26 protein-coding genes are annotated in these 23,869 nt (G+C 64.3%); 11 read left to right on the top strand and 15 right to left on the bottom strand.

Translation table 11 applies throughout. The annotated features are described in order from the left end of the window. Positions 1–219: 219 nt before the first annotated feature. The gene (gene thpR / locus ACYQ3G_RS14005; protein ID WP_459826602.1) at positions 220–780 is read left to right on the top strand and encodes an RNA 2',3'-cyclic phosphodiesterase; all 561 of its coding nucleotides are present in this window, start codon (positions 220–222) and stop codon (positions 778–780) included. Here the strand turns inward: thpR and ACYQ3G_RS14000 are convergent. Genes ACYQ3G_RS14000 through ACYQ3G_RS13985 form a run of 4 tightly spaced genes read right to left on the bottom strand, consistent with a single transcriptional unit; the run spans position 771 to position 3,693 of the window. Continuing rightward, positions 771–1,091: a nucleotidyltransferase domain-containing protein gene (locus ACYQ3G_RS14000; protein WP_459826600.1), complete on the bottom strand. Its 321-nt coding sequence runs from the start codon at positions 1,089–1,091 to the stop codon at positions 771–773. The genes thpR and ACYQ3G_RS14000 overlap by 10 nt on opposite strands. Continuing rightward, positions 1,088–1,498, bottom strand: coding sequence for a nucleotidyltransferase substrate binding protein (locus ACYQ3G_RS13995; RefSeq protein WP_459826598.1), 411 nt, complete (start codon positions 1,496–1,498; stop codon positions 1,088–1,090). The genes ACYQ3G_RS14000 and ACYQ3G_RS13995 overlap by 4 nt, the downstream gene beginning before the upstream one ends. A 51-nt stretch (positions 1,499–1,549) precedes the next feature. Beyond that, entirely contained in the window at positions 1,550–3,292 is a 1,743-nt protein-coding gene (locus ACYQ3G_RS13990; RefSeq protein WP_459826596.1) for an aldehyde ferredoxin oxidoreductase N-terminal domain-containing protein, read from the bottom strand. Continuing rightward, positions 3,289–3,693 (bottom strand): 4Fe-4S binding protein, encoded by a 405-nt coding sequence (locus ACYQ3G_RS13985; protein ID WP_028578311.1) that lies wholly within the window; start codon positions 3,691–3,693, stop codon positions 3,289–3,291. Before ACYQ3G_RS13985 ends, ACYQ3G_RS13990 begins: the two co-directional genes overlap by 4 nt. A 125-nt stretch (positions 3,694–3,818) precedes the next feature. Here ACYQ3G_RS13985 and ACYQ3G_RS13980 point away from each other — a divergent pair, with 125 nt between their 5' ends. Then, a complete protein-coding gene (locus tag ACYQ3G_RS13980; protein WP_459826594.1) occupies positions 3,819–4,133 on the top strand; it encodes a hypothetical protein in 315 nt (104 codons plus the stop codon). 158 nt (positions 4,134–4,291) lie between these two features. Here ACYQ3G_RS13980 and mnmG read toward each other — a convergent pair whose 3' ends face one another. The 3 genes from mnmG to ACYQ3G_RS13965 all read right to left on the bottom strand — a co-directional run bounded on the left by mnmG (position 4,292) and on the right by ACYQ3G_RS13965 (position 7,772). Beyond that, a complete protein-coding gene (mnmG, locus tag ACYQ3G_RS13975; RefSeq protein ID WP_459826592.1) occupies positions 4,292–6,172 on the bottom strand; it encodes a tRNA uridine-5-carboxymethylaminomethyl(34) synthesis enzyme MnmG in 1,881 nt (626 codons plus the stop codon). A gap of 1 nt (position 6,173) precedes the next feature. Further along, complete coding sequence (locus tag ACYQ3G_RS13970) at positions 6,174–7,403, bottom strand: M20 family metallo-hydrolase (RefSeq protein ID WP_459826590.1); 1,230 nt, start codon at positions 7,401–7,403, stop codon at positions 6,174–6,176. Between the two features lie 99 nt (positions 7,404–7,502). Next, the gene (locus ACYQ3G_RS13965; RefSeq protein WP_459826588.1) at positions 7,503–7,772 is read right to left on the bottom strand and encodes a PxxKW family cysteine-rich protein; all 270 of its coding nucleotides are present in this window, start codon (positions 7,770–7,772) and stop codon (positions 7,503–7,505) included. A 187-nt stretch (positions 7,773–7,959) separates the two neighbouring features. Between ACYQ3G_RS13965 and ACYQ3G_RS13960 the strand changes: the two genes are divergently transcribed. After that, positions 7,960–8,712, top strand: a complete 753-nt coding sequence (locus ACYQ3G_RS13960; RefSeq protein ID WP_459826586.1) for an alpha/beta hydrolase — start codon at positions 7,960–7,962, stop codon at positions 8,710–8,712. 8 nt (positions 8,713–8,720) lie between these two features. On the opposite strand, the gene ACYQ3G_RS13955 is transcribed toward ACYQ3G_RS13960, so the two are convergent. The 3 genes from ACYQ3G_RS13955 to ACYQ3G_RS13945 form a co-directional block, all read right to left on the bottom strand. Beyond that, positions 8,721–9,401, bottom strand: coding sequence for a hypothetical protein (locus ACYQ3G_RS13955; RefSeq protein WP_459826584.1), 681 nt, complete (start codon positions 9,399–9,401; stop codon positions 8,721–8,723). Positions 9,402–10,044: 643 nt separating this feature from the next. Continuing rightward, entirely contained in the window at positions 10,045–10,233 is a 189-nt protein-coding gene (locus ACYQ3G_RS13950) for a hypothetical protein (protein WP_028578304.1), read from the bottom strand. A 19-nt stretch (positions 10,234–10,252) separates the two neighbouring features. Next, a complete protein-coding gene (locus ACYQ3G_RS13945) occupies positions 10,253–12,898 on the bottom strand; it encodes a PEP/pyruvate-binding domain-containing protein (protein ID WP_459826581.1) in 2,646 nt (881 codons plus the stop codon). A 330-nt stretch (positions 12,899–13,228) separates the two neighbouring features. Here ACYQ3G_RS13945 and ACYQ3G_RS13940 point away from each other — a divergent pair, with 330 nt between their 5' ends. Beyond that, positions 13,229–14,140, top strand: a complete 912-nt coding sequence (locus ACYQ3G_RS13940) for a CBS domain-containing protein (RefSeq protein WP_459826579.1) — start codon at positions 13,229–13,231, stop codon at positions 14,138–14,140. An 89-nt stretch (positions 14,141–14,229) separates the two neighbouring features. Here the strand turns inward: ACYQ3G_RS13940 and ACYQ3G_RS13935 are convergent, their stop codons facing one another. Together ACYQ3G_RS13935 and ACYQ3G_RS13930 are read right to left on the bottom strand one after the other, a co-directional pair. After that, positions 14,230–14,751 (bottom strand): type 1 glutamine amidotransferase domain-containing protein, encoded by a 522-nt coding sequence (locus ACYQ3G_RS13935; protein WP_028578302.1) that lies wholly within the window; start codon positions 14,749–14,751, stop codon positions 14,230–14,232. A 42-nt stretch (positions 14,752–14,793) separates the two neighbouring features. After that, positions 14,794–15,723 carry a diguanylate cyclase gene (locus ACYQ3G_RS13930; protein ID WP_028578301.1) on the bottom strand — a complete coding sequence of 310 codons (930 nt, stop codon included), beginning with the start codon at positions 15,721–15,723 and terminating at the stop codon, positions 14,794–14,796. Between the two features lie 215 nt (positions 15,724–15,938). Between ACYQ3G_RS13930 and ACYQ3G_RS13925 the strand changes: the two genes are divergently transcribed. Beyond that, positions 15,939–16,694 (top strand): acyl-[acyl-carrier-protein] thioesterase, encoded by a 756-nt coding sequence (locus tag ACYQ3G_RS13925; protein ID WP_459826576.1) that lies wholly within the window; start codon positions 15,939–15,941, stop codon positions 16,692–16,694. 28 nt (positions 16,695–16,722) lie between these two features. Here ACYQ3G_RS13925 and ACYQ3G_RS13920 read toward each other — a convergent pair whose 3' ends face one another. From ACYQ3G_RS13920 to ACYQ3G_RS13910, 3 genes are all read right to left on the bottom strand, one after another. Continuing rightward, positions 16,723–18,120: a M23 family metallopeptidase gene (locus ACYQ3G_RS13920; RefSeq protein ID WP_459826574.1), complete on the bottom strand. Its 1,398-nt coding sequence runs from the start codon at positions 18,118–18,120 to the stop codon at positions 16,723–16,725. A gap of 183 nt (positions 18,121–18,303) precedes the next feature. After that, on the bottom strand, positions 18,304–18,642 hold the full coding sequence (locus ACYQ3G_RS13915; protein WP_459826573.1) for a hypothetical protein: 339 nt from the start codon (positions 18,640–18,642) through the stop codon (positions 18,304–18,306). 115 nt (positions 18,643–18,757) lie between these two features. After that, on the bottom strand, positions 18,758–19,342 hold the full coding sequence (locus ACYQ3G_RS13910) for a TetR/AcrR family transcriptional regulator (RefSeq protein ID WP_028578298.1): 585 nt from the start codon (positions 19,340–19,342) through the stop codon (positions 18,758–18,760). 222 nt (positions 19,343–19,564) lie between these two features. Between ACYQ3G_RS13910 and ACYQ3G_RS13905 the strand changes: the two genes are divergently transcribed. The 6 genes from ACYQ3G_RS13905 (at position 19,565) to ACYQ3G_RS13880 (ending at position 23,814) form a co-directional block, all read left to right on the top strand. After that, complete coding sequence (locus tag ACYQ3G_RS13905) at positions 19,565–20,143, top strand: hypothetical protein (protein ID WP_459826571.1); 579 nt, start codon at positions 19,565–19,567, stop codon at positions 20,141–20,143. 37 nt (positions 20,144–20,180) lie between these two features. After that, positions 20,181–20,531, top strand: a complete 351-nt coding sequence (locus ACYQ3G_RS13900; RefSeq protein WP_459826569.1) for a cupin domain-containing protein — start codon at positions 20,181–20,183, stop codon at positions 20,529–20,531. 12 nt (positions 20,532–20,543) lie between these two features. Then, positions 20,544–21,479, top strand: coding sequence for a cation diffusion facilitator family transporter (locus tag ACYQ3G_RS13895; protein ID WP_459826567.1), 936 nt, complete (start codon positions 20,544–20,546; stop codon positions 21,477–21,479). A gap of 68 nt (positions 21,480–21,547) precedes the next feature. After that, on the top strand, positions 21,548–21,679 hold the full coding sequence (locus ACYQ3G_RS13890; protein WP_459826565.1) for a hypothetical protein: 132 nt from the start codon (positions 21,548–21,550) through the stop codon (positions 21,677–21,679). A 189-nt stretch (positions 21,680–21,868) separates the two neighbouring features. After that, complete coding sequence (locus ACYQ3G_RS13885) at positions 21,869–22,369, top strand: peptidylprolyl isomerase (RefSeq protein WP_459826563.1); 501 nt, start codon at positions 21,869–21,871, stop codon at positions 22,367–22,369. Between the two features lie 29 nt (positions 22,370–22,398). Beyond that, entirely contained in the window at positions 22,399–23,814 is a 1,416-nt protein-coding gene (locus tag ACYQ3G_RS13880) for a 30S ribosomal protein S1 (protein WP_459826561.1), read from the top strand. The last annotated feature ends 55 nt before the right edge of the window (positions 23,815–23,869 follow it).

The raw sequence follows: 23,869 nt of genomic DNA, 5'->3' as shown, positions 1-23,869 counted from the left end.
TGGCGCGGAAGCGGGGACTGCCCGCCTTTTAGAGATGGGGGAATGCAAGATGGATCCCCGCCTGCGCGGGGATGACGCTCGCACTATGCGACAGGCTGCGCCTGTCCCATCGGCGAATTTCCGATCAATTCACGCACAATGCGCCTCACCTCGTCGTCATTTCCGCGAAGGCGGGAATCCATGCCTTTCCCTCACGTTACGTATCAGGCGGTACCACACATGCGGCTGTTCATCGGCATCCCCATACCCCAAGACTACGCGCAGGCCATCCGCGAGATCCAGGCCGCTTGGAAGGGCCGGCTGGCGTCGAAGGTTTCCTGGGTGCGGCCGGAGCTGGCGCACGTGACGCTCAAGTTCCTGGGAGAGACGGACGAGGCGATGGTCGGGGGCATCGTCAAGGCCATGCGGGCGGCGGCTCGGGGTCGGTTCGAACTGCAGGGCGGGGCGGGAGGTTTTTTTCCGCTCCGGGGCGCGCCGCGCGTAGTCTGGTTGGGATTCGCCGAAGGCATGCGGGAGTGCGCTGAATATTTCGCAGCCCTGGACGTTGAATTGTCCCGTGAGGGCTTTGCCGCCGAAACCAGGCCCTTCGCCGCCCACGTCACCGTGGCCCGGGTCAGGGAGGCTGCCAGGGGGGACGATTGGCCGGGCCTCGCCAGGGCGCTGACGCGGGACTGGCCCGCGTTCGGTGTGGACAGCGTCGTGCTCTGGCAGAGCGTCCTGCGTCCGTCGGGTCCGGAGTATCGCAGGGTGGCGCAGGTCGCCCTCGGGACTCAGGACTGATCGAGCAGTACGATGCCGACGCGGTCGATGTGCTCGACCAGCTGCCGTTCCGTTATGGTTTCGTAATCCACCACATCGAAGAAATAGGGGAGCGGCAGTTCCTCGTTGAGGATGCCGGCCAGGCGGACAGGGGTGTCGTAGGTCAGCCGGTTGCCTTTGATGGCCAGATCGACGTCCGAGCCCGGCTTGTGCGTGCCCTTTGCCCGCGAGCCGAAAAGCACGAGCTGGCGGATTTCTGGGAAGCGTTTCGCCGCATTGACGATGAGCGCGATGTCGCCGTCCCGCAGCCCGGTCCGGGAAAGGTCGTTCATCGTTCCTCGCGGGCCTTTGCGGTGAAGGTTTCGTGCAGGGCTTTGAGCAGAGGGTGATAGGACGAGCGGATTTTTTCCTCCACGGCCAAAGCCGTCTGCTCGTTGTAGGTGTGTGTGGTCAGGTTGCGGTCTTCCAGGGCCCCGATCCAGGCGTGGCCGTCGGCGACGAGTCCGGACTGGAAGGCCTGCTTGATGGCCTGACGCGGGCTGACGATCTCGAACCCTACCGACTCCTGATAATCCTTGAGCAGCTTCCAGCCCTGCTCGAAGGCCATTTCAAAGAACTGGATCAGCCCGGCGCGCTCGATGACGGTCAGCCTTTCGATGGCAATGGCCGATTCCAGCAGGGCGAAGGATTTCTCGAACTGCGCAAAACGCTGGCGCCAGCGGACATCCCGGTTTTCCATGCATAACCTCCCGAAAGAACGGGGCTTCGGTGCCCGTTATCCATGCCGCTTTCAATCCTGGCCGCACATCTCCCGGATGGCCCCGGCGTAGGCCAGGCGGAGTTCTTCCAGATACTGCGGGTCGGTGCGGCCCTTCCAGGTCTCGACCTCCAGGAAGCGCTTGGGGATGCGAACGTTCATGGGGTCGTAGCCGCCGGCGGCGCGGGCCTGCCAGCGCAGTTTCTGGATGCGGGCGGCGGCCTCGTCCAGGCCGTCGGCCAGGGCCTGGCCGCCGAGGACCGCCAGGCACTGGCGCAGGGTCTCGGGGTCGTAGACCTTGCGGGCGAAGAGGCAGGAGACCATGGAGGTCAGGATGACGCGCTCGCGTTCGTCCTCGAGCAGGAAGGCCAGGGCCTTGTCCACGTCCTTGGGGGCCTTGGACTGGTCGTAGGTGTAGGCGCCGGTGTCCAGGTGCGAGTGGCGCAGTCCCAGGCCCTGGGCCACGTAGAAGACCTCGCCCGTGGCGTAGCCGGCCATCTCCTGGCCGAGCACGCAGGCGAAATCCTCGCCGCCGTAGCGCGCGGCCGCGGCCATGGTCCCTCCGGCCAGTGTGCGCCAGAAGTCGTTCACGGCGCCGCCGAGCATGTGCACGGCCCGCATGTAGCCCTGGGCGTCGCCGAAGCGCAGATCGATCCCGGTCTGCTCCTGCGTGACCACGCCCTTCTCCAGGGCCTCCGTGGCCCAGGCCAGGGCCACGCCGCCGCTCATGACGTCGAGGCCCGCCTTCTCCACCTCGTCCATGACCGTCAGCACTTCGGGTGCGTGGGTCAGGCCGAGCATGGAGCCCGTGGCGAAGATGGGCTCGTAGTCGTAGCCCACCTGGCGGTAGAGGTATTGGTTGTCCTTGTGGAACTTCTCGCGCACGAAGCCGATGTGGATGCAGCCCACGGGGCAGCCCGAGCAGGCGGCGTTTCTGAGCAGGGTGTCGTCGGCAAAGCGTTCGCCCGTGATGCCTTCGATGCCCGGGTCAGAGGTGGCCTGGAGGTTGCGCCAGGGCAGGGCCTTGAGCTCGTTCAGGGCTTCGAGGTTCGAGGCCGTGCCGAGGTTGTGGTACTTGCGCATCATGTCCGTGTCGGTCAGCTTGCGGAAGATGTCGGCGAACAGGGCAGAGTACTCCTTGCCCGGGGGCAGGTCGGAGGAGCCGTTGCCCTCCACGGCGATGGCCTTGAGGTTCTTGGCGCCCATGACCCCGCCCCCGCCCAGGCGACCGAAGTGGCGGTAGGTGTCGACGTTGATGCAGGCCATGGCCGACTTGTTCTCGCCGGCCGGCCCGATGCGCATGATGGTGCGGTGGCCCGAGCCCTTGAGGATGCGGCGCAGGAGCTTGCCCGTGGTCAGGGCGTCCTTGCCCCACAGGTAGCCGGCCTCCATGAACTCGATGACGTTGGCGCCGAGGTGCAGCACGGTCGGCCGTTCGGCCTGGCCGATGATCACCAGGGCGTCGATCCCCGCGAAGCGCAGGGCCAGGGCCGAGCGGGCTCCGGCGTGGGACTCGGCGTACTGGCCGTGCAGGGGCGAGGTGAAGGCGCAGACCGTCTTGCTCATCAGCGGGAAGAAGCCCGTCAGGGGGCCGATGGCGAAGACGAGGGGCTGGGAGGGGTCGTCCCAGACCAGGCCGGGCCGGGAGTATTCCAGGTGCAGTTTCGCCGCCAGGCCCGATCCGCCGAGGACCGTTTCCACACCGGGCACGTTCTTGATGGCCGAACGCCCCGTGGACAGGTTGATTTCGAGGACTCTGAAATTTTCGGTGATCATCCTTCGGCCTCCCGCAGTTCCAGGCAATCGTGGGGGCAGAACTCCACGCAGCTGCCGCAGTGGATGCAGACGTAGGGGTTGCCCTGGCGGTCCTGGGCGATGGCGTCCACGGGGCAGGCCGCGGCGCACTTGCCGCACTGGATGCAGAGTTTCTTGTTCTGCGTGACGCCGCCCCCCTTGCGCTGTTTGAGGCTGCCCGTGGGGCAGGCCGCGGCGCAGGGTGCCGGGTCGCAGACGAGGCAGAGCTTGGCCGTGAAGCCCGTGGACAGCCCGCCCGAGGACAGGATGCGGATGCCCGCGTTCTCCCAGGACAGGCACTTGTGCACCAGCCGGGCGCAGGCCAGGGAGCAGGAGTGGCAGCCGATGCAGCGCTCCATGCGTGAGGCGACGAGATGTTTCATGATACGGTTCCGGGGAAGGTGTTCAAAAAAGAAAGTCTACCGGTCTTCGGTACGGTTGTGAAGTGCGCTGCGGGCAGTTTACAAGGCGGGGCAAACGTGAAAGCTAGGGGTCCAAGGAGATTTATATGGCGGAACGCGTTTTTTCCATCGTGACCAGGCCGGACACGGGCGTGGAACTTTACGAGATCATCACGGCGCATGTCCGGGACCTGCACGGTCAGGGCATGGCAAAGGTTGTCGGGTACGAGGTCATGAGCAACGGACGGGTCATCCTGCTCAAGGTGCGGGGGCCGGAGGAAGAGGTCATGCCTTCGGAAGAGACTCTGGAGAAGGTCCTCGACGACGCCTTCGTGGAGCGGCTCGAAGCCCTGGCCCAGGAGCTGGTCGACGGCTTCCACGTCCCGTCCTTCGCCCACTGCGCCTCCGAAACCAGGGAGTAGCACGCTGCCTTCAAACTGGGGTGCAGGGGATCATCCCCTGCCCGCCGGAGGCACTCTTCCCCCGTCCAGTCATCCTTCTCAGAACCTTCGGACAGCCCCAGACACGCCCCACCCGATGGGGTGCAGGGGATCATCCCCTGCCCGCCGGAGGCACTCTTCTAAATCTTCCCCATCTTCTTGAGCTGAATCTCCAGGCAGGACAAAGCCGCAGGCGTGATGCCCGAGATGCGTCCGGCCTGGCCCAGGGTGCGGGGCTGGATGCGGGTCAGTTTTTCCACCACTTCGCGCGACAGGCCCGGAATGCCGGTGTAGACCATGTCTTCGGGCAGGGCGGTGCGCTCCATTTTTTCGAAGCGGTCGACCAGGTCCTGCTGGCGTTGCAGGTAGCCTTCGTACTTGGCCTGGATCTCGGCCTCTTCAAGCGCCTCCGCGTCGAAGTTCGCCAACTCCGGCCACAGGGGCGCAAGGCTCCCGATGGACAGTTCGGGCTGGCGCAGTAGTTCCTTCAGGCTGACGGCCTTCTGGGGGATGGTTCCGCCCATGGCCTCGACCGCGTCTTTGGTGGCGGCGTCGGGGCGCACGCGGATGGATTGCAGGCCGGCCATGATCTCCGTGAGGGCCGCCTGCTTGGCCGTGAAGCGCTTCCAACGGCTGTCGTCCACCAGGCCGAGTTCGCGGCCCAGGGGGGTCAGGCGCCCGTCGGCGTTGTCCTCGCGCAGGAGCAGGCGGTGTTCGGCGCGGGAGGTGAACATGCGGTAGGGTTCCTGCGTGCCCTTGGTCACCAGGTCGTCCACGAGGACGGCGATGTAGGCCTGGCTGCGGGTCAGGATGAACTCCGGCTCGTCGCGCAGGGCCCGGACCGCGTTGATGGCAGCCCACAGGCCCTGGCCCGCGGCCTCTTCGTAGCCCGAGGTGCCGTTGATCTGGCCGGCCAGGTAGAGGCCGCGCAGGGCTTTGGTCTCCAGGGTGGGGCGCAGTTGGGTCGGGGGCACGAAATCGTACTCGATGGCGTAGCCGGGGCGGATGATCTGGGCCTTCTCCAGGCCGGGGATGGACGCCACCAGGGCCTTCTGCACGTCCAAGGGCAGGCTCGTGGGGATGCCGTTGGGGTAGACTTCGAAGCTCGTCAGGCCTTCGGGCTCGACGAAGATCTGGTGCCGGTCCTTGTCGGGGAAGCGGGCGATCTTGTCCTCGATGGACGGGCAGTAGCGCGCGCCCGTGCCCTTGATGACGCCGGTGAACATGGGCGAGCGGTCGAAGCCGGAGCGGATGATCTCGTGGGTGCGCTCGGTGGTCCAGGTCACGAAGCAGGGCAGCTGGGGCAGGCCGATGCCCGGCGAGTCGAAGCTGAAGGGGCGGGGCGGGTTGTCGCCGGGCTGCTCCTCCATGACCGAGTAGTCGACGGAGGATTTGAGCAGGCGCGGCACGGTTCCGGTCTTGAGGCGACCGAGCTCCAGGCCCAGTTCCTTAAGGCGCGGCGAAAGGCCCTGGCTGGCGGGGTCGCCGTAGCGGCCGCCGCTGAAATTCTTGAGGCCGACGTGGATGAGGCCCTGCAGGAAGGTGCCCGTGGTCAGCAGGGCGGCCCGGCAGGGGATGGTCTCGCCCAGGGTGGTGACCACGCCCGTTATGCGGCCGTTCTGGGCGGTCAGGGAGGCCGCCGTTTCCTGGCGCACGAAGAGGTTCGGGCAGGTGAAGATGTCGCGCTGCACGACCTTGAGGTACTCGGCGCGGTCGATCTGGGCGCGGCTGGAGCGCACGGCCGGGCCCTTGCGGGTGTTCAGGATGCGGAACTGGATGCCGGCCTGGTCGGCCCACTTGCCCATCATGCCGCCCAGGGCGTCGATCTCCTTGACCATGTGCCCCTTGGCCAGGCCGCCGATGGCCGGGTTGCAGGACAGGTGGCCGATGCGGTCGGCGTTGATGGTCAGAAGTAGCGTCTGCATGCCCATGTGCGCCGCGGCCATGGCCGCCTCGCAGCCGGCATGGCCGGCGCCGACGACGATGATGTCGAAGGTTTCGGGCACGGTCGGGATGCTCATCTCATTCCCCGCTGTCCAGGAGCAGGCGGGCGAAGACCCGCGCGTCGGCGATGGTGTTGGCGATGGAGGAGTGTTCGTTGGGCTGGTGGGCGGTGTTCAGCAGCGTGGACCAGCAGGCCGCGGGCAGGCCGCGCTTGCGGAAGGCCGCGGCCACGGTGCCGCCGCCGATGCCGATGACGCGCGGCTCGATGCCGCGTTCGTCGCGCAGGGCTTTGGCCAGGCGGGTGACGGCCTCGCAGTCGGCCGGGGTGCCCGGCGCGGCCTGTTCGCGCACCACGCGTTCGAAGGCGATGCGTACGTCGTGTTCGGCTTCGACCGTGTCGCAGATGCGCCGGATCTCCTGTTCGACGTCGTCCAGGAGGTAGTCGGGCAGCACGCGGCAATCGAGGTAGAAGATGTCCTGGCCGGGGATGGTGTTGACGTTGGGGACGTTGGCTTCCTTCTTCGTCGGCGCGAAGGTCGAGGTCGGCGGGTCGAAGAGGGTGTCGGTGCGTCCGAAGACGTCGTTCAGACGCCCCAGGGCCAGGATCAGGGCCGAGGCCCCGACCAGGGAGTTGACGCCCTCGTCCGGGGTCGAGGCGTGACACTGCCGGCCCAGGACCGTGAACTTGAGCCACAGGACGCTCTTCTCGGCCACTTCGATGGCTGCGCCGTCCTTTGTCCCGAAATCCGGGATGAGGACCAGATCGTCCTTGGCAAAGACGTCGGGGCGTTCGCGCAGGATGTACTCGATGCCCAGGGCGTTGCCCGTCTCCTCGTCGGCGGCCAGCAGGATGCCCAGGGACAGTTCCGTTGCGGCCCCGGCCTGTTCCAGGGCGCGCAGAAGCAGGAGGGCGCCGACCATGCCCTGGTGGTTGTCCTCGACGCCGCGGCCATAGATGAGATCGCCTTCCCGGCGCAGGACGAAGGGATCCGACTGCCACAGGGACAGGTCGCCGGTGGGGACCACGTCGGTGTGGGCGATGAGCCACAGGGTGCGCGGGCTTCTGCCGGGGCGCCGGACCGCGAGGCTGGGTCTGACGCCGCTTTCGACCCTGTCGTCCGGAGCGTCGATGCGCTCCACCGTGACGCCTTCGAAAGCGGAGAGGTATCCGGACAGCCATTCGGCCTTGGCCGCCTCACCTTGGCCGCCGTTGGTGGGGCCGAGGGCGGGGATGGCCACCAGGGTGGTCTGGAGCCGGACGAGTTCGTCGCCGCTGCGGTCGATGATGTCGAGGATGGACGAGAGCATGGCTGTGCCCCTTGCTGGTCGCCGGGCGGTCTCGCCCGGAATTTTGAGGAAAAAAAAGGCAGGATGATCCTGCCTTGTGCGTGAACTCTGGTGCTGGACCTAGCGGCCTTTGGCAGCGCGCTTGGAAGCCTTGAGGGGGTTGACCTTGGCCTTGCCCTTGGCGGGCGCGGACTTGGTGTGTGTCGAGAAGTTGCAGGTGCCCAGTCTCCACTTCACGGCGGGCTGGGGGTAGCTGCCGCAGTACTTGCCGCCCTCGAATTCCTTGATCCGCTCGCAGCCTTCGCACTGTTCCACAATCTGTTGCATGACAACGCCGTTAACCTGAACGCCTTCGTCGGTCTTGACGGCATTACTGAAATCTACTGCCATGAGGCTCCTCCATAATTTTGACCTGAAATGCTGCCGCGCCTTTGCCCGGTGGAAACGGCGGCTGTTCGCGAATCACCGGAAACTCGTCTTCTTTTTCGAATGACTGACAAAAGTCAAGACTTTTTTTCCCATGCAACTGGCGCATTTGCTGAACAGGTATCCTATCCTTCACCGTTGCGGGGTCACCATGAACGATCTGCTGACCGGCTGTCTTTTGCTGCACGGCTATGCCGGACGGCCTTTTGAAATGAGCTTTCTGGCGGCCGACCTGCGTTCTGCGGGGTACGCGGTCGACGTCCCGTCCCTGCCCGGGCACGATGGCGACACCGAGGCCTTCGAGCGCAGCCGTTTCGAGGATTGGCTGGCCGGGGCCGAGAGGGCGCTCTTGGCCCTGCGGACGCGGTGCCCGCGGGTTTTCGTGGCCGGATTCTCCATGGGCGGCACCCTCGCCCTGGCGCTGGCGCAGCGGCATGAGCTGGCTGGCGTCGCGACCATCGCCGCCCCTGTCTTCCTGTGCCGGCTCTTTCCCTATTTCTCGCCGGACCCTCTGCTGTTTTGCAGCGGGTTGCTGCGCTTCTGCCATCCCCGGCCGGCGGCCTCGGCGCCGAAGCCTGAGTCCAGACGCATCGCGCCGTGGCAGGGGTACGAGGGCACGCACTTCGTGCGCCCCCTGCATTCCTTCAAGGTCGCGGCCGGCAGGGTGCGGCGGGGGCTGGGTCGCGTCACGGCGCCGATCCTGGTCCTGCACGGCGTCCGGGACCGGGCCGTTCACCCCGACAACGCCTGGGACATCCTGTCGCGGGTGTCAAGTGCGCGTCGGGAACTTCATCTCCTGTCCATGCGCGAAAGCCTCACCAGCGGGCATCTGCTGGTAACGCACGAAGAAACCAGGGCCTCGGTGAGCGCCCTGGTTCTCGGATTCGTGGGGAGCCTGGGCTGAGCCCGAGGTCACGAGGGCTTGATCGTGTCGTCCAGGGTGAGGAAGGGGACGTCCTCTGCCGCGGTTCCCGTGGAGGAGCCGTCGCCGAAATCGAGCAGAATCTCCGTTTCATCGGCCACGGGGGCTTTCTTGGCCGGCGCCGGGTTCTGCCGCGGCTCTTCCGTCAGGGGCGCAAGCATTTCCTCGAGTTCGGGAATGAAGAGATCTTCGCGCTTGGGCTTCGAGATGGGCGGCGCGGGTTCTGCCGGCGCATCGAAGGACGCGCTGAAGTCCAGCTCGGGCATGTCCTCCACGGGCATGGAATCGAGGAAAAGATCCTCGTCCGGCTTGGGCGCCGGTTTCGCAGCGGCCGGGGCCGATGGTTTGGCTTCCGTCCCTTCGGCGGAAAAATCCAACTCAGCGAAGAGCGAAACGTCGATGTCGGCGTCCTTGGAGGACGGCGGCGTCGGAGCCGGGGCGATGAGGTGGGAGAGTTCGTCTTCGCCGCCGGAGATGTCCATGACCATTGCGGGAGAGACCGCGGAAGCCGCAGGGGCGGCCTGAGCGGCGACCGGAGCCACCCAACTGACGCCGCTGGCGGTGATCCAGCTCAGGTAAAGGGCCTTGCGGGTCTCTTCCCAGTCCGCTCCGCACTTGGGGCAGGCCGCGACATGGTCGAAGGAGTGAAATTTGCATTTTTTACAGTACATGGCGTGTCCTGAATTGGAATTGGTTCATGTTTGCACTTGGACGTCTATAACGAAAAGCTTCTCTTATGCAAGCCGCTTGATCCTTCCCGAAAAGAGAAAAAGCCGAGGCGGGGGAGGAAGCCGGCGATACGGACGCACGCGGCCATGGTGGACGCAGGAAAGTATGATCATGTTCGCCTGCAGGAAAAAAGAGAGGGGCGGAAGAAGTCTTTTCTTCCGCCCCCGATCAACCGGAATGTCGTTAAACCAGATGCGATGTGATGCTTGTGAACCGTTTTTGCGCCGGATTGGGGCCGGCGCCACGAGTACTCCTGTACGGATTTACCGGAATAAACGCCTCAACAGTCTGTTTCCTGGTTCACTTCGGGGTTTCCTTCCAACGCGCCATGACCACATTACTGGTTCACGGTTTCCAACCAACGCGCCTCGATTTTCGATTCGGAAAGATGTTCCCTGATTGTGTTGACTGCCTACACACCTGTTTTTCGAGGATTTTTCCAGGTTACCTTGCAACACGCCTCTGTCGAAGAGATGTTGTTGTCAGTTTCCTTGAAGACATCGCCATGAATTCTAGAACCTCTTCAGTCCGCATGCGGTGGTTCTTGGTTTGAAGTAATAGTCCTGCAGTTGAAAAAGTCAAGGATTATTTCTTGCGCAACCTGTCAGCCATGATTCTGGTGAAGGCGGCGAAGATGCCGCAGACGATGCCCATGAAGAAGGCCTTGACCGGCTCGTAGCCGAACCAGCTGGCGATCATGCCGATGGAGCCGCCGACGATGACGCCGCGCAGCACGGCATGGCTCGGCGAGTTTTCCTGAGATCTGTCGCTCATGTCTGTCCTGTTGTCGGGCCTAGGCCCCGTTTTTGGCATCCATCAGCGCGTGGAGCTGGCGCAGGATGCGTTGTTTGTAGAACTGGACCACTTCCTCACGGTTCATGATCATGTCAAGCTGCCGGGTGTGGATGAGGATGTGCCCCAGGATTTCGAGGTGGTCTTCAACGAACTGCTGGTCGCAGTCGTCCAGACGGGCGAAGAGGGCGTCCTCGCGCACGCGGGTCCGGAAATTGAACTCGTCGAGAATTTCGCCCACGAAACGCGCCCGTCGCACCCGGCGCTGCTGGTCCGCCGCCCCGCCCTTGAACTGGAAGCGGATGTAGTTCTCGCGTGGCCTGGGTCCGGCCAGAGCCTCGACGGACGTGAAGTGGTAGCCGAATCTGGATTGCAGGTTGCAGAAATGTTTCGAGATCATGAAGTAGTTCTTGTCCGCAAAGTGAGACGCCCTGGCCGGTTCGAGATTGGCGTTGGTCGCGGACTGGAACAGGACGGACATGAAACCCTTGCCGTCGAGGCCGGGAGGCCCTTCCCAGGGGAAGGCTACGATGCCGCGCCACAGGGCCAGCATGGGCACGGAGGCGATGTTGTCCAGGGGCACCATCTTGCCCGGCGTCTCCTTCGTGAAGCCGTCCTCCAGATTGATGATCCACCACTGCATGGGGATCACGGTCTTGAGCTGCTTGCTCGACCTGGGGGAAAAGTCGTGGTCCCGGCCGAAGCTGAACATCTCCTGCACGGACTTCTCGTGGCAGAACCTGGTGATGTCGTGCAGGGTGCGGCAGTTGGCGGCCGTGAAGTCCAGGGCGTCCGGGTCCAGGAGGTTCAGGGGGACGATGTGCCGGATGACGCGTTCGAGGGTCTGGAAGACGGGGCTGCCGGCCATCATGTTGGGCCTCTCGGGCTTGCGCGCGAGCAGGTCGTCCTCGCGGCCGGGGTAGATCGCGGCGTTGTCGGCGTCGAGGGTGATCTCCTGGCCGGGGGCCAGAAGGGACGTTGCGGAAGGCACGCCGAACAGCGCCGGCACGCGGAATTCCCTGGCCACATTGGCCAGGTGCCCGGCCACGCTGCCCTGCTCGGTGATGATGCCCTGGCACCTGTTCAGAACCGCGGCCCATTTTGGCGCGGCCTCGACGCAGACGAGGATGGCGTTGTCCGGAAGCACGAGGATGTCCACGTCCTTGCGCACGATGTGCACCACGCCGAAGGCCGCGCCGGGGCTGGCCGTACGTCCGGCATGGACCAGCGGGGGGACGTCGGGCAGCAGCGCCGAGGCCGGCTCAGGTTCACGGATTTCCAGGGGCCGCGTCTGCAGCAGCACGAGGTCGCCCTCGGGCGTGTAGGCCCATTCGATGTCCTGCGGCTGCCCGTAATGCTCTTCGATGCGCATGGCCATGGCCGCCAGTTCGAGAATCTGGGAATCGTTCAGGGTGGGCTTTTCGCAGTGTTCCGGGTCCAGGGAGACGCGGCACACGCCTTCGGTGGACGAACAGACCAGGGCCGATTCCTTGCGCGGCACGGTCCTCTCGACGATCCGGAGTTCGGGTGCCTTTTCAAGCACGAATTCGTCGGTGGTGGCCGTGCCGTCGACCACGCCCTTGGCCACTCCCCAGGCTGCGGTCACGCGCATCCGGTCGTCCGCGGCGTTCAGGGGGTTGGTCGTGTAGGTCACGCCGCCGGCCTGGGAGGTGACCATGCTCAGGCACCCCACGCACATGAGCACGTCGTCGTCCCGGATGCCGAGCATGTAGCGGTAGGTCATGGCATGGGCCGAATATTTGCTGGCCACGATCTCCTTGTAGCCGTCGATGAGGCTGTCCCGGTCCAGGTTCAGCAGGGACTTGTGCTGGCCGGCGAAGGAGGCGCCGGCGCTGTCCTCGCCCAGGGCGCTGGAGCGCAGGGCCACGTGCACCCGCCGTCCCTCCTCCTCGCACAGCCGGTCGTAGGCCCCGAGGATGGCGCTTTGCAGTTCTGCGGGCACCTCGGCCGCGAGGATCATGCCGCGGATTTTTCCGCACAGTTCCAGCAGCGCGATGGGTTGGTTTGTCGCCTCGTCGTCCAAATCGGTTTCCGGCAGGGGGCAGGCGCTGAAATGCGCGGCCATGGGGTGACCGAGGACGAGGCAGTTGATCTCCTCCCAGAGCCCCGTGTGCTGCATGAAAGACTCGTAGGCGTGTGCGGTGATGGCGAAACCTCGGGGCACGGGGATTTGCAGGGTGTTCCTGAGTTCCCCCAGGTTGGCCATTTTTCCTCCGACGTCGCCGACGTCACCGGCCGCGATGTCGGCCAGGTCCAGGACCAACTCGCGGCGGCGGGTGGACTGGCCGGTCGTCAGGCTTTCCTGGATCCGTTCCTGGATGTCGCGCAGGGAGTCGCGCAGGATAAGGTACTTGCCGGGGGCGAGGTAGAGCAGGTTCTCGACGATGTTGAAGACCTTGGCGGTCGCGCCGGTCACCCGCGAGCGCACGAAATGCATGCCGAAGTGACGGCGGCCCATGGCCGCCTCCTCAAGCTCCGTCATGAAGTCCAGAGCCCCGTTGTTGGCCGAGAGCAGGCGCCGAAAGGCCTGGTACCTGGCCCGGAACATGTCCTCCTGTCCGTTGTCCGCTTCGTGGGACACCAGCGCTGGAGAAAAGATGTTTCTGACGCGTTGGATGAGGCTCATGCGTGCTCCGGAAATGGTGGCGTCGATTCGGTTGGCATTGGGGGCGCGACGCTCAGGAAACCTTCTGACACAAAAGGATGGCGGCTCGCAATGATTCCGAAGGGGCATTTCCGGAGCCGACACGCCGTCGACGTGGCGTGGGCATGGGTGTCGGCGGGGCTTGCCTGCAGGGGCTTTCGATTCCGGTTGCAGCCGGAGGCGTATTGCTAAGCTCCTGGCGGAAGAGTAGATTGTCCGGCATATCGTGCCGCCTGCCTCCTTCGTGCGCGCCGCCTGTCCTGGGGCGGTGAGGCGTCGTGGCTTTGCGGGAACAACGTGCAGGGGGAAGAAGTGAGCAGGCCGCATGTCGTCGTCGCGGACGACGAAGCCCGTTTCAGGGCGACCATTGGCAAGATTCTGGAACTCAAGGGATTCTTCGTAACTCCGGCCGAAAACGGGGACCAGGTGTTGGAGCTGCTGCAGACCATGTCTCCGGACGTCATCCTCCTTGACATCCGCATGCCGGGTCTGAGTGGGGACGAGGCCCTGCCGCGCATTACGGCCATGAAGCCCGGAATCCGGGTGATCGTCCTCACCGGGCAAGGCGAGGAGGAGGGGGCGCGCAAGGCCCTGCGGGCCGGGGCCTTCGACTACCTCTGCAAACCGTGCGACCTGGATGTCCTCGTGGGCCGTATCCATGACGCCGTCAACGCCCCTCGGAGCGGCCAGTCCAGGGAACGGACGGTCACCGAGATCATGATCCCCATTGAGCGGTATACGTGCGTGCAGGCCTCCTGCACGGTCCGGGAGGGCATCGAGGCCCTGGGGCGGTCCTTCGAGAACTTTGTCTCCTCGGGGCTCGTCATGGAATCCGGGCATCGTGCGGTGCTTGTCTTCGACGGGGATGAGCTGGTCGGCGTGCTGACCATGCGCAATCTCATTCAGGCCATGACCCCGGCCCATCTTCTGTCAGAGGACGGTTCCCTGCTGTCGTGCACGAAGTTCTCGCCCATGTTCTGGACGGGGTTTTTCAGTTCAAGGGCGCGCGAACTGGAATCCATGAGGGTGCGCGACATCATGAACCCGAGGTCTCCCGTCGTGAGCTGCGAGGCGAACCTCATGCACGTGGCGTTTCTCCTGTGCGAGGAGAACCGGCGCCGCGTGGCCGTGGAGCGCGACGGCAGGATCATCGGGGTCGTGCGCGAGCAGGAACTCTTTCAGGAAATTTCGCGCCTCATCCTGCATCGAAATCTGGTCCACTGAGCCGCTTCCCCTACGTCGCACAAACGAAAAGCCATGGCCGCCTCCGGCCATGGCTTTCGTGGTTCCGGGCCCGCGGCTTCTTCGACGCTTCAGCCCTTGCAGGCGGCGATGATGGTCCGCATGAAGGCGGGCAGGTCGTCGGGCGTGCGGCTGGTGATCATGTTGCGGTCGGTGACGACCTCGTGGTCGCGCCACGTGGCCCCGGCGTTGACCAGGTCGTCCTTGATGGCGAAGAACGAGGTCACGGTGCGGCCCTTGAGGATGCCAGCCGAGACGAGCATCCAGCCGGCATGGCAGATGGCCGCCACGACCTTGCCCTGCTGGTCGAAGGCCCGCACCAGGCTGACCATGTTCTGGTCGCGGCGCATGTGGTCGGGGGCGTAGCCGCCGGGGATAATGATGCCCGCATAGTCCGCGACGCTGATCTCGGCCGGCGTCTTGTCCGCCTTGGCCGGGGTGCCGTACTTGCCTTCGTATGTCTTGCCCGCCGCGGAAGCCACGACGGTCACTTCGGCGCCCGCCTCCTTGAGGCGGAAATACGGATACCAGAACTCGTGGTCGTTGAACTGGGTGTCAACCAGAATGACGAAACGCTTTCCTGAAAGTTCCATCTTACCTCCATGCGGTTCCGGGTTCTCGCGGGCTCCGCGTCTTCATGGCACTGCGGGCACGGTCTGCGACGTGACCCTGTTCCGGCCCTCGTGCTTGGCCTGGTAGAGCAGCCTGTCGGCGTGTTCGAGCAGGCGGTCGCGGTCGCAGCTCGTGACGTCGGCGCACGTCACCGCGCCGATGGACACGGTGATGTGGTTCGCCACGGGCGAGGCCTTGTGCTCGATGTTCAGCTTTTCCACGGCGCCGCGGATGGTCTCGGCCAGGTAGCGGCAGCCGTTCTCCCTGGTGTCCGGGAGCAGGATGATGAACTCTTCCCCTCCGAAGCGGGCCAGGAAGTCGGCCGCGCGCCCGAGCGACGATTGCAGGACCCTGGCCACGGCCTTGAGACAGTCGTCGCCGGCCAGGTGGCCGTAGCAGTCGTTGTAGTTCTTGAAGTGGTCGATATCGATGAAGAGCAGGGAAAGGGGCGCCTTGTTGCGGACGGCCCGGTTCCATTCGTGGGCGAATATTTCATCGAAGCGGCGGCGGTTGGGGATGTTGGTCAGGCCGTCGAGGGTGGACAGGTTTTCGAGCAGGTCCCGGGTCTTTTTCAGCTCCAGATGGTTGCGGATGCGGGCCTTGATGATGGGCGGACTGAAGGGCTTGCGAATGTAGTCCACGGCCCCGAGTTCCAGGCCCCTGGCCTCTTCGCTCGTCTCCCATCTGGCCGTGAGGAAAACCACGGGGATGTCCCGTGTCCGTTCGTCCTTCTTGAGCCGCTCGCAGACCTCGAACCCGTCCATGCCGGGCATGACGATGTCCATGAGGATGAGGTCGGGCTGGGGGGCGCCGGCCGCCATCTCCAGGGCCATTTCTCCGGTCGTTGCGAAGACGAGGTTGTGCTCGTCCCCGAGGACGAGCTGAAGCGCCTTGATGTTGATGGGCTCATCGTCGACGATCAGGATCGTCTGATTGCTGGGCGCGTGGGACAATGTGTCGCTCCTGGAAGGTTGCCGCTACGGGACGCCGCCCCTGGGGCAGCGCCGACTGTGTGTTCTCGTCAATCATGTAGTCGCATTCGTCTTTTCATGCAACAAAGAGCAAAGGTCTGAACATGGCTTCAGGCCATGCAGAAGCCTTTCGATTCTTGCCGCCGCCGATAAAACGGGCTACCTGCGCTGGACAAAAAATGTTGCAAGGACATGCCATGAAGACTTTCGACGGCTATCTCTTCGAACAGGACAAGACGGTGCAGCTGCACCACACCGGCCCTGCGGGCGAATGCACCATCACCGCCCTGTGCCGCTTCGCGCAGGAATGCGCGGGACGCCACGCCGAGCGCCTCGGCTTCGGCATTACGACCCTGGGGCGCCAGGGCATTGCCTGGGTTCTGCGCGAGCAGGCCATGCAGGTCATGCGTTTCCCCGCCCTGGGCGAGACGCTGCGGATTCAGACCTGGCCGACGCATGCCGAGCGCCTGCTGTGCCATCGCGACTACCGGATTCTCGATGGCGGGGGGCGGGTGGTCGCCCTGGGGACCAGCGCATGGTTCGGGCTGGATCTCGAGAGCCGAAGGCCGCGCAAGGCCGAGTCCTTTTTCTCGCTGCCGTGGGACCTTCTGCCCGCCCCGGCGTTCGGCGAGCCGTTGCCAGACCTGGACGCGCCCGCGGAAACCGCGCCGTCGGAAAGCAGGATCGTCCGCATCAGCGATATCGACGCCCTCGGGCACATGAACAATCTGCGGTACGTGGACTGGATAGCCGACCATCTCGAACTGTTCGGCATCGGCGGCCGATGTGTGCGTTTCGTCCGCATCCGGCACGCCCGCGAGGTCATGGCAGGCGACGGTGTTGCGATTCGTCACGAAAAGGACGGGCAGGGGGGAGTGAGGGTGGCCATGTCGGGCGAGGAGCACGGCAGGGAAGTCTGCCTGGCCCGCGTGGTGCCGGGCGCGCCGGCCTAGGCGGCGCGCCGGACCGGGGCAGTCTGGGTTACTGCACGGTGGATGTCGGTTGACTCAGTGAGGCGGCCTGGACCGGTTCTTCGAGCTGCGATTTCCAGGCAGCGATGGCGGCCTTGAAATTCGGCATTTCCTTTTTGGCGATGGGGTCGGCAGGCATGACCTTGAGTTTGAGCGGGTTTACGAGCTTGCCGTTCTGCCGCATGCGGAAATCCAGATGCGGCCCCGTGGCGTAGCCCGTGCTGCCGACGTAGCCGATGACCTGGCCCTGCTTCACCCTGGCCCCCTTTTTCGAGACCTGGGCGAATTTGCTCATGTGGTTGTAGATGGTCTCGTAGCCGTTGCTGTGGATGACGCGCACGAACTTGCCCTGGGAGCCGTTGGAATCGGCCTGGGCGACGATGCCGTCGGCCACGGTGCTGATGGGCGTACCCGCTGGCGCGGCGTAGTCGATGCCCTGATGGGGACGGCGGTACTTCAGGATGGGGTGCATGCGGCTCATGGTGTAGCCCGAGGAAATGCGGGTGAAGGGCAGCGGCGACTTCAGGAAGGCCTTGCGCAACGGGCGGCCGTTCTGGTCGTAGTAGGCGGAGTTCCCGCCCTTGTCGGTGTAGCTGTAGGCGTAAAAGGTCTGCCCCTGGTTGGTGAAGCTGGCCGCGACGAGGGGGCCGTAGCCGACGAAGCTCCCTTCCCGGTATCTTTTTTGGATGATGGCCTTGAAACTGTCGCCCTGGCGCAGGTCGCGGGTGAAGTCCACGTCGTAGGCGAAGACGTTTGCCAGCCGGATGCCGAGTTCGTCGCTCTCGCCGGATTGGCCGATGGCGCCGAAGAGGCTGCTTTCGATGACGCCGGATACGGTCTTGGTCTCGATTTCGTAGGGGATGGCCTCGCGGCGGAATTCGAACTCGCCGTCCGTCATGGAGACGACGAGGCGCTCCTCGGAGTCGATTTCGTACTCCAGCCCGACGAGGGCGTCTCCGGAATAGATCATGGTCCAGGGCTGCCCGGCCCTGAGGTTGTTCAGGGGGTAGACGCTCTTGCTTTCGTTGCAGAGGTTGTAGATCTCCGGCAGGGCCATGCAGCCTTCGAGCAGGGACGACGGCGTGTCGCCGTTCTTGATGATGCCGGTCATGCGGGTGATTTCAGGTTCGCGCGGGGCTTCCGCCACCGGGAGTTCACGCGGGTCGAGGGGTTGCGTTTCGGCGTTTTCCGAGGGCTGGACGTCATGTCGAGCAGCGACGCCCATGGCGCTGTAGTCGATGCTCGACTGGATTTCCTCGGGAGCCAGGAAGTTGAAGGCGATGGCGCCGCCGATGATCAGGATTCCAAGGAAAGCGAGAAATGGCAGCGCAGCGCGGGACGACTTCTTGGAGTGCTGGCGAAAGATGTTGGACTGCCTGCGGTGGGTGTTTCTTCTCTTTCTGGTCATGCGTCCTTGCGTGGCGTTGAGGTTTGGCGAGGGCGGCACTCGGATGCCCGTCCGGAGGACGGATCTTTGAGTCGCCCGCCGAAACAGTCATGCACCCTAGCTTCGTCCGCGCCCAAGCTCAAGCACTTGTTTTCAGGACCGGCGTCGCTGACGGCCGGACATGGGACAGCCGCCGCGGCGGAGCTATTTCGGGGAGTTTCGCCGGTCGGCGTTCTCGGAAACGCCGCCGATCACCGTGACGCCCGCCTCATAGAGACCCGTGTCGGGCGGCGGTCCGGCAGAGCACCAGCGCACCTTGCCGACACGCTGGCCCAGTCCGGCCACCATCGCGTCGGAGGCAATTCCAAGGCCGCAGATCTTGATGTGCTCGTCGTTGCGCAACGGGCATTCGGTCTCGATCTTGATGCCGCTCTGGCTGTAGTTCAGGATTCGTGACCGGCATGACGCCGAGTCGACGGGATATCGCCGCACGAGACACTCTTCGAGACATGCGGTTCGCTGCGAATTTCGTTTTTCCGGCATGGATGCCTCCTGCTTTGGACGCATGGGACGATCTTCCGTCGATGGGAAGATGCCCGCCCACCATATACGCCCGTTAACCGAAATGCCACGGGAAAGTCGCGTCCGCAGGATCGGCCTACCGGGCCTTGAGGCCGTAGATCACGAATTCGACGATGTCGTCGAAGAGGTTGTCGTCGCCGTAGGGCGTGAGCAGGCCGTGCCTGATGCCGCCGACGAGGTTGCAGAAGACCACCACGGAGGCGCGCTGCGGGTCGACGGGGCGGATGGTGCCGTCCTTCACGCCGAGTTCCACGCAGTCCCGCAGGACGTCGTAGAGTTCCGAGAAGGTGCGGACCATGAACTCCTTGTCCTCGGTGGTCTTGAGGTCGCTGAAGGGCGAGCAGCGGACGAGGACCATGAAGTCCTGCCGGGGGTTGCGGGCGAAGTCGAAGTAGGTGTTGGCGAAGATGCGGACGGCTTCGAGGCCGTTGGGCACTCCCTGGAGGTTGGTCTTGATGGTCTGGATGAGCTCGTGCAGCACGTCGAGCCCGGCCGTCAGAAAGAGCTTCTCCTTGTTGCCGAAATGGTGCGTGAGCAACCCCAGCGCGACGCCGGCACGGTCGGAAATCTTCTTGAAGGTCGTTTCCGAATACCCGTGTTCGCTGAAAAGTTCCTTGGCGGCCTTGAGCAGCAATTCCTTCTTGGTCGGTCCGGTGGCCATGGTGTGTTCCCGTTCTCCTGATGATGCTGGCGGCAAATTTCCGGTGCCATGAACAGCCCCGAGAGATGAGCTCGTCGTAACGTATTAAATTGAATACCCAATCAATATGAGGGCCCGGGCTGTTTGTCAACGAGGAGGGGGGCGTCGTAGATGACTGCGCAAATTGACAAAGGAAGGCCCAATCCTGAATAAGAGGCGTTCACCGACAGGCAGGAGAACGTCATGCATGTTTTGAAATACTGGTTCGGATACACGCTCTCGACGGTTCGCGGCTGGTTATACGCGCTGCGGCCAGGGAAGCGTCCTTTCGTGCGCAACGACCGCGTGCGCAACAGCCCCCTGTACGACGACGTCTGCACATGGCAGAAGACGCAGATGGAGTCCATGACTTTCGAGAACGACCGCCCGGTCAAGGCCTTGAAAGGCACCGTGGACCTGGCTCTCATGCGCCGCATCCACCGCCGCACGCTCCTGGAGATCAAGCATGAGCTGGGCGATCTGTGGCGGCCGTCCTCCGTGACACTGGACAAGGGCAGGGGCATCAGCCTGGACCAGTCCATCGCCATCATGCACCGGCTGCGCGACGCGGGCTTTCCCGACGACGCGCTGGGCGTGGTCTCGGTGGAGTTTGCCGGGCGGCGCCACTCCTTCGCCATCGTCCAGGACGCGCCTGACGATTTCTGGATGCTCGACAACGGCATGTTCTCTTTCAGCCCGGTGCGCGGGAGCGTGCTTCTGTCTGCCCGCAAGGACGTGCACGTGCTCATCGGCTTCAATTTCTTCGACGTCTGGAATTACTGAACGCAAACAATTTCTTGATCTAAGGACGGCAACGACAATGAAAATCATATCCACCACGGCCCCAGAACCGGTCCACTTCAATTCCGGTCCGGCCAGCGGCGTCACCGGACGGGTGGTCATCGGCCACAGCGACGGCGCGTCGAATTTCTGCATGCGCCGCTTCGACCTCGCCCCCGGCGGTCACACGCCGCGTCACACCCATGCCTGGGAACACGAAATCTTCTTCCACGCCGGCCAGGGCGAGGTTTTCCGGGCGGGCGAATGGGTGCCGGTGGGCCCCGGCGACGCGGTTTTCGTTCCGGGCGAGGAGGAGCACCAGATCCGCAACGCGGGTTCGGAGCAGTTGACCTTTTTGTGCCTGATCCCTTCCGGGGCGCCGGAAATCTAGTCGAGGTCCGCTGTGCAGATCCACGCCCGCAGATATGCCTATCTTTCCATCGGCGCTTCGGTCCTGACCATGGCCCTGAAGTTCGGGGCCTTTTTCCTGACGGGTTCCGTGGGCCTCTTTTCCGACGCCGTGGAGTCCGTGGTCAACCTGACGGCCGGCGTCATCGCGCTTTTGGCCATCATCGCGGCCCACAGGCCCGCCGACGACTGCCATGCCTACGGACACGGCAAGGCCGAATACCTGTCGAGCGGCATGGAGGGCGCGCTGATCTGCGTCGCGGCGGTGGGCATCGCCTACGCCTCGGTGCAGAGGTTTCTCGACCCCCAGCCCCTGGAAGCCCTCGGGACGGGCATCGTCGTGGCCACCGCTGCGGGGGCCGTGAATTTCATCGCCGCCAAGGTCATGCTCCGCGCCGCCAGGGAGTACGACAATATCGTGCTCGAGGCCGACGCGAAGCACCTGTTGACGGATGTCTGGACTTCGGCCGGGCTGGTGGCCGCCCTGGGAGTCATGCTCTTCGCACCCCCATCGTGGCAGATCTTGGACCCGGTGCTGGGCTTTATCATGGCCGTCAACATCGTCTGGACCGGCGTTTCCCTCGTGCGCCGCTCCGTGGCCGGTCTCATGGACGAAGGCCTCCCGCCCCGCGAAGTCGATGCCATTATCGATGCCATCGGGCAGGTGGCGGGGGAAGGGACTCAATATCACGCCCTGCGGACGCGCAGGGCCGGTGCGGTGCGGTTTGTCGATTTCCACCTGCTCGTTCCGGGCTCCATGACGGTGCAGCATTCCCACGACCTCTGCTGCGGCGTGGAGGAAGGCATTCGCGCCGTCCTGCCCGGGGCGCAGATCACCATCCACGTTGAGCCGCGGGAGGATCATGCCTCCTTTGACGGCTGGAAGGTGGGCGGGCTGTGCGACAGACGCTGCCAGCCGGAGGAAAAATGAAGGGTCGCGCTTCCGATACGACCGGCGATTGGGACGGGAGGTCCACCATGTGGAGATGTTGGATTGTCGTGGCGTGCCTGATAGCCTTCCTGGGCGCTGGCTGTTCGACCATGGGCGAATGGACCGGGAAGACGGTCAAGAGCGTCGAGAACGCGGCCGGCGATTTCAAGAGCGGGTATCGCAAGGGCAAGACCCAATGATCCTTCGCGCCTGAAAAAGCGTTTTGCACGCGGCCCCGCTGTCCCGGCGGGTTGCGGCCGGTCCGGCACCATGCGGCTTTGGCGGGTGGTGCCCGGCGTTCGGGGACAGCGGCAAAGGGTTTGCCAAACGGCCCGGAGCCGTATATTTTTATGCTCCGTTTTTGTTGAGACCATTTTCTGGAGGAAGGAATGAGTAATCCGGTGGTCCTGGTGGACACGACCAAGGGGGAATTCCTGGTCGAGCTCTTCGCGGACAAGGCCCCGCAGACCGTGGCCAATTTTCTGAGTTATGTGGATGAGGATTTCTACGTAGGCACCCTGTTTCACAGGGTCGTCAAGGGGTTCATGGTCCAGGGCGGCGGCCTCGACAACATGATGCGCGAGAAGCCGGTCAAGGCGCCCATCGCCAACGAGGCCGCAAACGGCCTCAAGAACCTCGAAGGCACCGTGGCCATGGCCCGCACCGCGGACCCGCACAGTGCCTGCGCCCAGTTTTTCATCAATACGGTCGACAACCCGGACCTTGATCATCAGGGCGAGGGCGAGTTCGGCTACTGCGTTTTCGGTCAGGTCATTGACGGGATGGATGTGGTCAAGAAAATTGAAAAAGTCCGGGTCAAAGCCCAGGGCGACCACGAACACGCACCCGCCGACCAGGTGTCCATCAACTCCATTACCCGTTTTGAATGACGCAAGACGTTGAAGTAAGGTAATCAAACATGAGCGAAGATTTTGCCGAGCTGTTCGCCTCCTACGAATCCCAGCGCAAGGCAGCCCTCAAGGCAGGGGACAAGGTATCCGGAACGGTCATCTCCATCGGCCAGAAGTCGGTGTTTGTCGACTGCGGCGCGTCCGTGGACGGCATTGTGGACCGCGAGGAACTGCTGAACGACGCCGGCGAACTGACCGTGGCCGAAGGCGACACGCTGGAGCTCTACGTGGTGGGCCTGACCGACGACAGCGTGCGTCTGTCCAAGGCGCTGACTGGCGCCGGCGGGCTGAACATGCTTCAGGACGCCTACGAGGGAGGGGTTCCGGTCGAGGGCAAGGTCAGGGAGCAGATCAAGGGCGGCTTCCATGTCGAGATCATGAAGCGCCGCGCCTTCTGCCCCGTGTCCCAGATCGACTCGCGTTACGTGGCCAACCCCGAGGACTACGTCGGGCAGACCCTGCAGTTCCGCATCACCAAGCTGACCGAGGGCGGACGCAACATCGTCGTCTCCCGCCGCGCCCTGCTTGAGGTGGAGCAGCAGCAGGCCAGCGCCGAGTTCTTCGACGGCGTCAAGCCCGGCGACGTGGTCGAGGGCACCGTGACCCGCCTGGCGGCCTTCGGCGCCTTCGTCGAGCTTGTGCCGGGTGTGGAAGGCCTGGTGCACATCTCCGAAATCTCCTGGGCGCGCATCCAGAGCCCCGAGGAGGCCCTGTCAGTGGGCGACCGCGTGCGGGTCAAGTACCTCGGCACCAGCGCCGGCAAGAAGCCCGGCGAGACCCGTCTGTCCCTGTCCATCAAGCAGGCCCAGGACGACCCGTGGAAGACTGTGTCCGAGCGCTTCAAGGAAGGCGACAAGGTCACGGGCAAGGTCGTCAAGCTCATGGAGTTCGGCGCCTTCGTCGAGATCGCGCCCGGCATCGAGGGCCTGGTCCATGTCAGCGAGATGAGCTACGCCAAACGCATCCACAAGCCCGGCGACGTGGTCCAGGTCGGCGACATGGTCGCGGCCGTGATCAAGCAGGTCGATGTCGAGAAGCAGCGCATTTCGCTCAGCATGCGCGACGCCGAGGGCGACCCGTGGCTGACCGTGTCCGACAAGTACCCCGTGGGTCAGACCTTCGAGGGCACCGTCGAGAAGCGCCAGCAGTTCGGCCTCTTCGTCAACCTGGAGCCGGGCGTGACCGGGCTTCTGCCCCAGTCCGTCATGGCCAAGGCCGAGGGCGAGGTGAAGTATGACAAGCTCGTGGCCGGCGACAAGGTCGTGGTCAGCATCGAGAGCGTAAACCTGCGCGACCGCAAGATCAGCCTGGGCACCGGGAAAAAGGACGAGGTTTCCGACTGGAAGGGCTACAAGCCCCAGGCAGGCGGGGACATGGGCTCCCTGGGCGACGTCCTGGCCAAGGCCTTGAAGAAGAAGAGCTAGGTCCTTTAAGGATTTCAACCCGTTCACTTCAACTCCGATGGAGGCGACCATGGCC

This window comes from Desulfomicrobium salsuginis (genome assembly GCF_054657795.1).
The sequence above is the reverse complement of the archived record's forward strand: the minus strand, read 5'-3'. Positions and strand labels throughout refer to the sequence as shown.

Bases quoted from the DNA above. Each gene is read 5' to 3' on its own strand.
- ACYQ3G_RS13885 (WP_459826563.1), top strand. From the start codon at position 21,869: ATGAGTAATCCGGTGGTCCTGGTGGACACGACCAAGGGGGAATTCCTG.
- ACYQ3G_RS13960 (WP_459826586.1), top strand. From the start codon at position 7,960: ATGAACGATCTGCTGACCGGCTGTCTTTTGCTGCACGGCTATGCCGGA.
- ACYQ3G_RS13955 (WP_459826584.1), bottom strand. From the start codon at position 9,401: ATGTACTGTAAAAAATGCAAATTTCACTCCTTCGACCATGTCGCGGCC.
- ACYQ3G_RS13995 (WP_459826598.1), bottom strand. From the start codon at position 1,498: ATGGAAAACCGGGATGTCCGCTGGCGCCAGCGTTTTGCGCAGTTCGAG.
- ACYQ3G_RS13970 (WP_459826590.1), bottom strand. From the start codon at position 7,403: ATGCTCTCGTCCATCCTCGACATCATCGACCGCAGCGGCGACGAACTC.
- thpR (WP_459826602.1), top strand. From the start codon at position 220: ATGCGGCTGTTCATCGGCATCCCCATACCCCAAGACTACGCGCAGGCC.
- ACYQ3G_RS13980 (WP_459826594.1), top strand. From the start codon at position 3,819: ATGGCGGAACGCGTTTTTTCCATCGTGACCAGGCCGGACACGGGCGTG.
- ACYQ3G_RS13920 (WP_459826574.1), bottom strand. From the start codon at position 18,120: ATGACCAGAAAGAGAAGAAACACCCACCGCAGGCAGTCCAACATCTTT.
- ACYQ3G_RS13945 (WP_459826581.1), bottom strand. From the start codon at position 12,898: ATGAGCCTCATCCAACGCGTCAGAAACATCTTTTCTCCAGCGCTGGTG.
- ACYQ3G_RS14000 (WP_459826600.1), bottom strand. From the start codon at position 1,091: ATGAACGACCTTTCCCGGACCGGGCTGCGGGACGGCGACATCGCGCTC.
- mnmG (WP_459826592.1), bottom strand. From the start codon at position 6,172: ATGAGCATCCCGACCGTGCCCGAAACCTTCGACATCATCGTCGTCGGC.
- ACYQ3G_RS13965 (WP_459826588.1), bottom strand. From the start codon at position 7,772: ATGGCAGTAGATTTCAGTAATGCCGTCAAGACCGACGAAGGCGTTCAG.
- ACYQ3G_RS13910 (WP_028578298.1), bottom strand. From the start codon at position 19,342: ATGGCCACCGGACCGACCAAGAAGGAATTGCTGCTCAAGGCCGCCAAG.
- ACYQ3G_RS13990 (WP_459826596.1), bottom strand. From the start codon at position 3,292: ATGATCACCGAAAATTTCAGAGTCCTCGAAATCAACCTGTCCACGGGG.
- ACYQ3G_RS13925 (WP_459826576.1), top strand. From the start codon at position 15,939: ATGAAGACTTTCGACGGCTATCTCTTCGAACAGGACAAGACGGTGCAG.
- ACYQ3G_RS13935 (WP_028578302.1), bottom strand. From the start codon at position 14,751: ATGGAACTTTCAGGAAAGCGTTTCGTCATTCTGGTTGACACCCAGTTC.
- ACYQ3G_RS13950 (WP_028578304.1), bottom strand. From the start codon at position 10,233: ATGAGCGACAGATCTCAGGAAAACTCGCCGAGCCATGCCGTGCTGCGC.
- ACYQ3G_RS13915 (WP_459826573.1), bottom strand. From the start codon at position 18,642: ATGCCGGAAAAACGAAATTCGCAGCGAACCGCATGTCTCGAAGAGTGT.
- ACYQ3G_RS13905 (WP_459826571.1), top strand. From the start codon at position 19,565: ATGCATGTTTTGAAATACTGGTTCGGATACACGCTCTCGACGGTTCGC.
- ACYQ3G_RS13985 (WP_028578311.1), bottom strand. From the start codon at position 3,693: ATGAAACATCTCGTCGCCTCACGCATGGAGCGCTGCATCGGCTGCCAC.
- ACYQ3G_RS13900 (WP_459826569.1), top strand. From the start codon at position 20,181: ATGAAAATCATATCCACCACGGCCCCAGAACCGGTCCACTTCAATTCC.
- ACYQ3G_RS13880 (WP_459826561.1), top strand. From the start codon at position 22,399: ATGAGCGAAGATTTTGCCGAGCTGTTCGCCTCCTACGAATCCCAGCGC.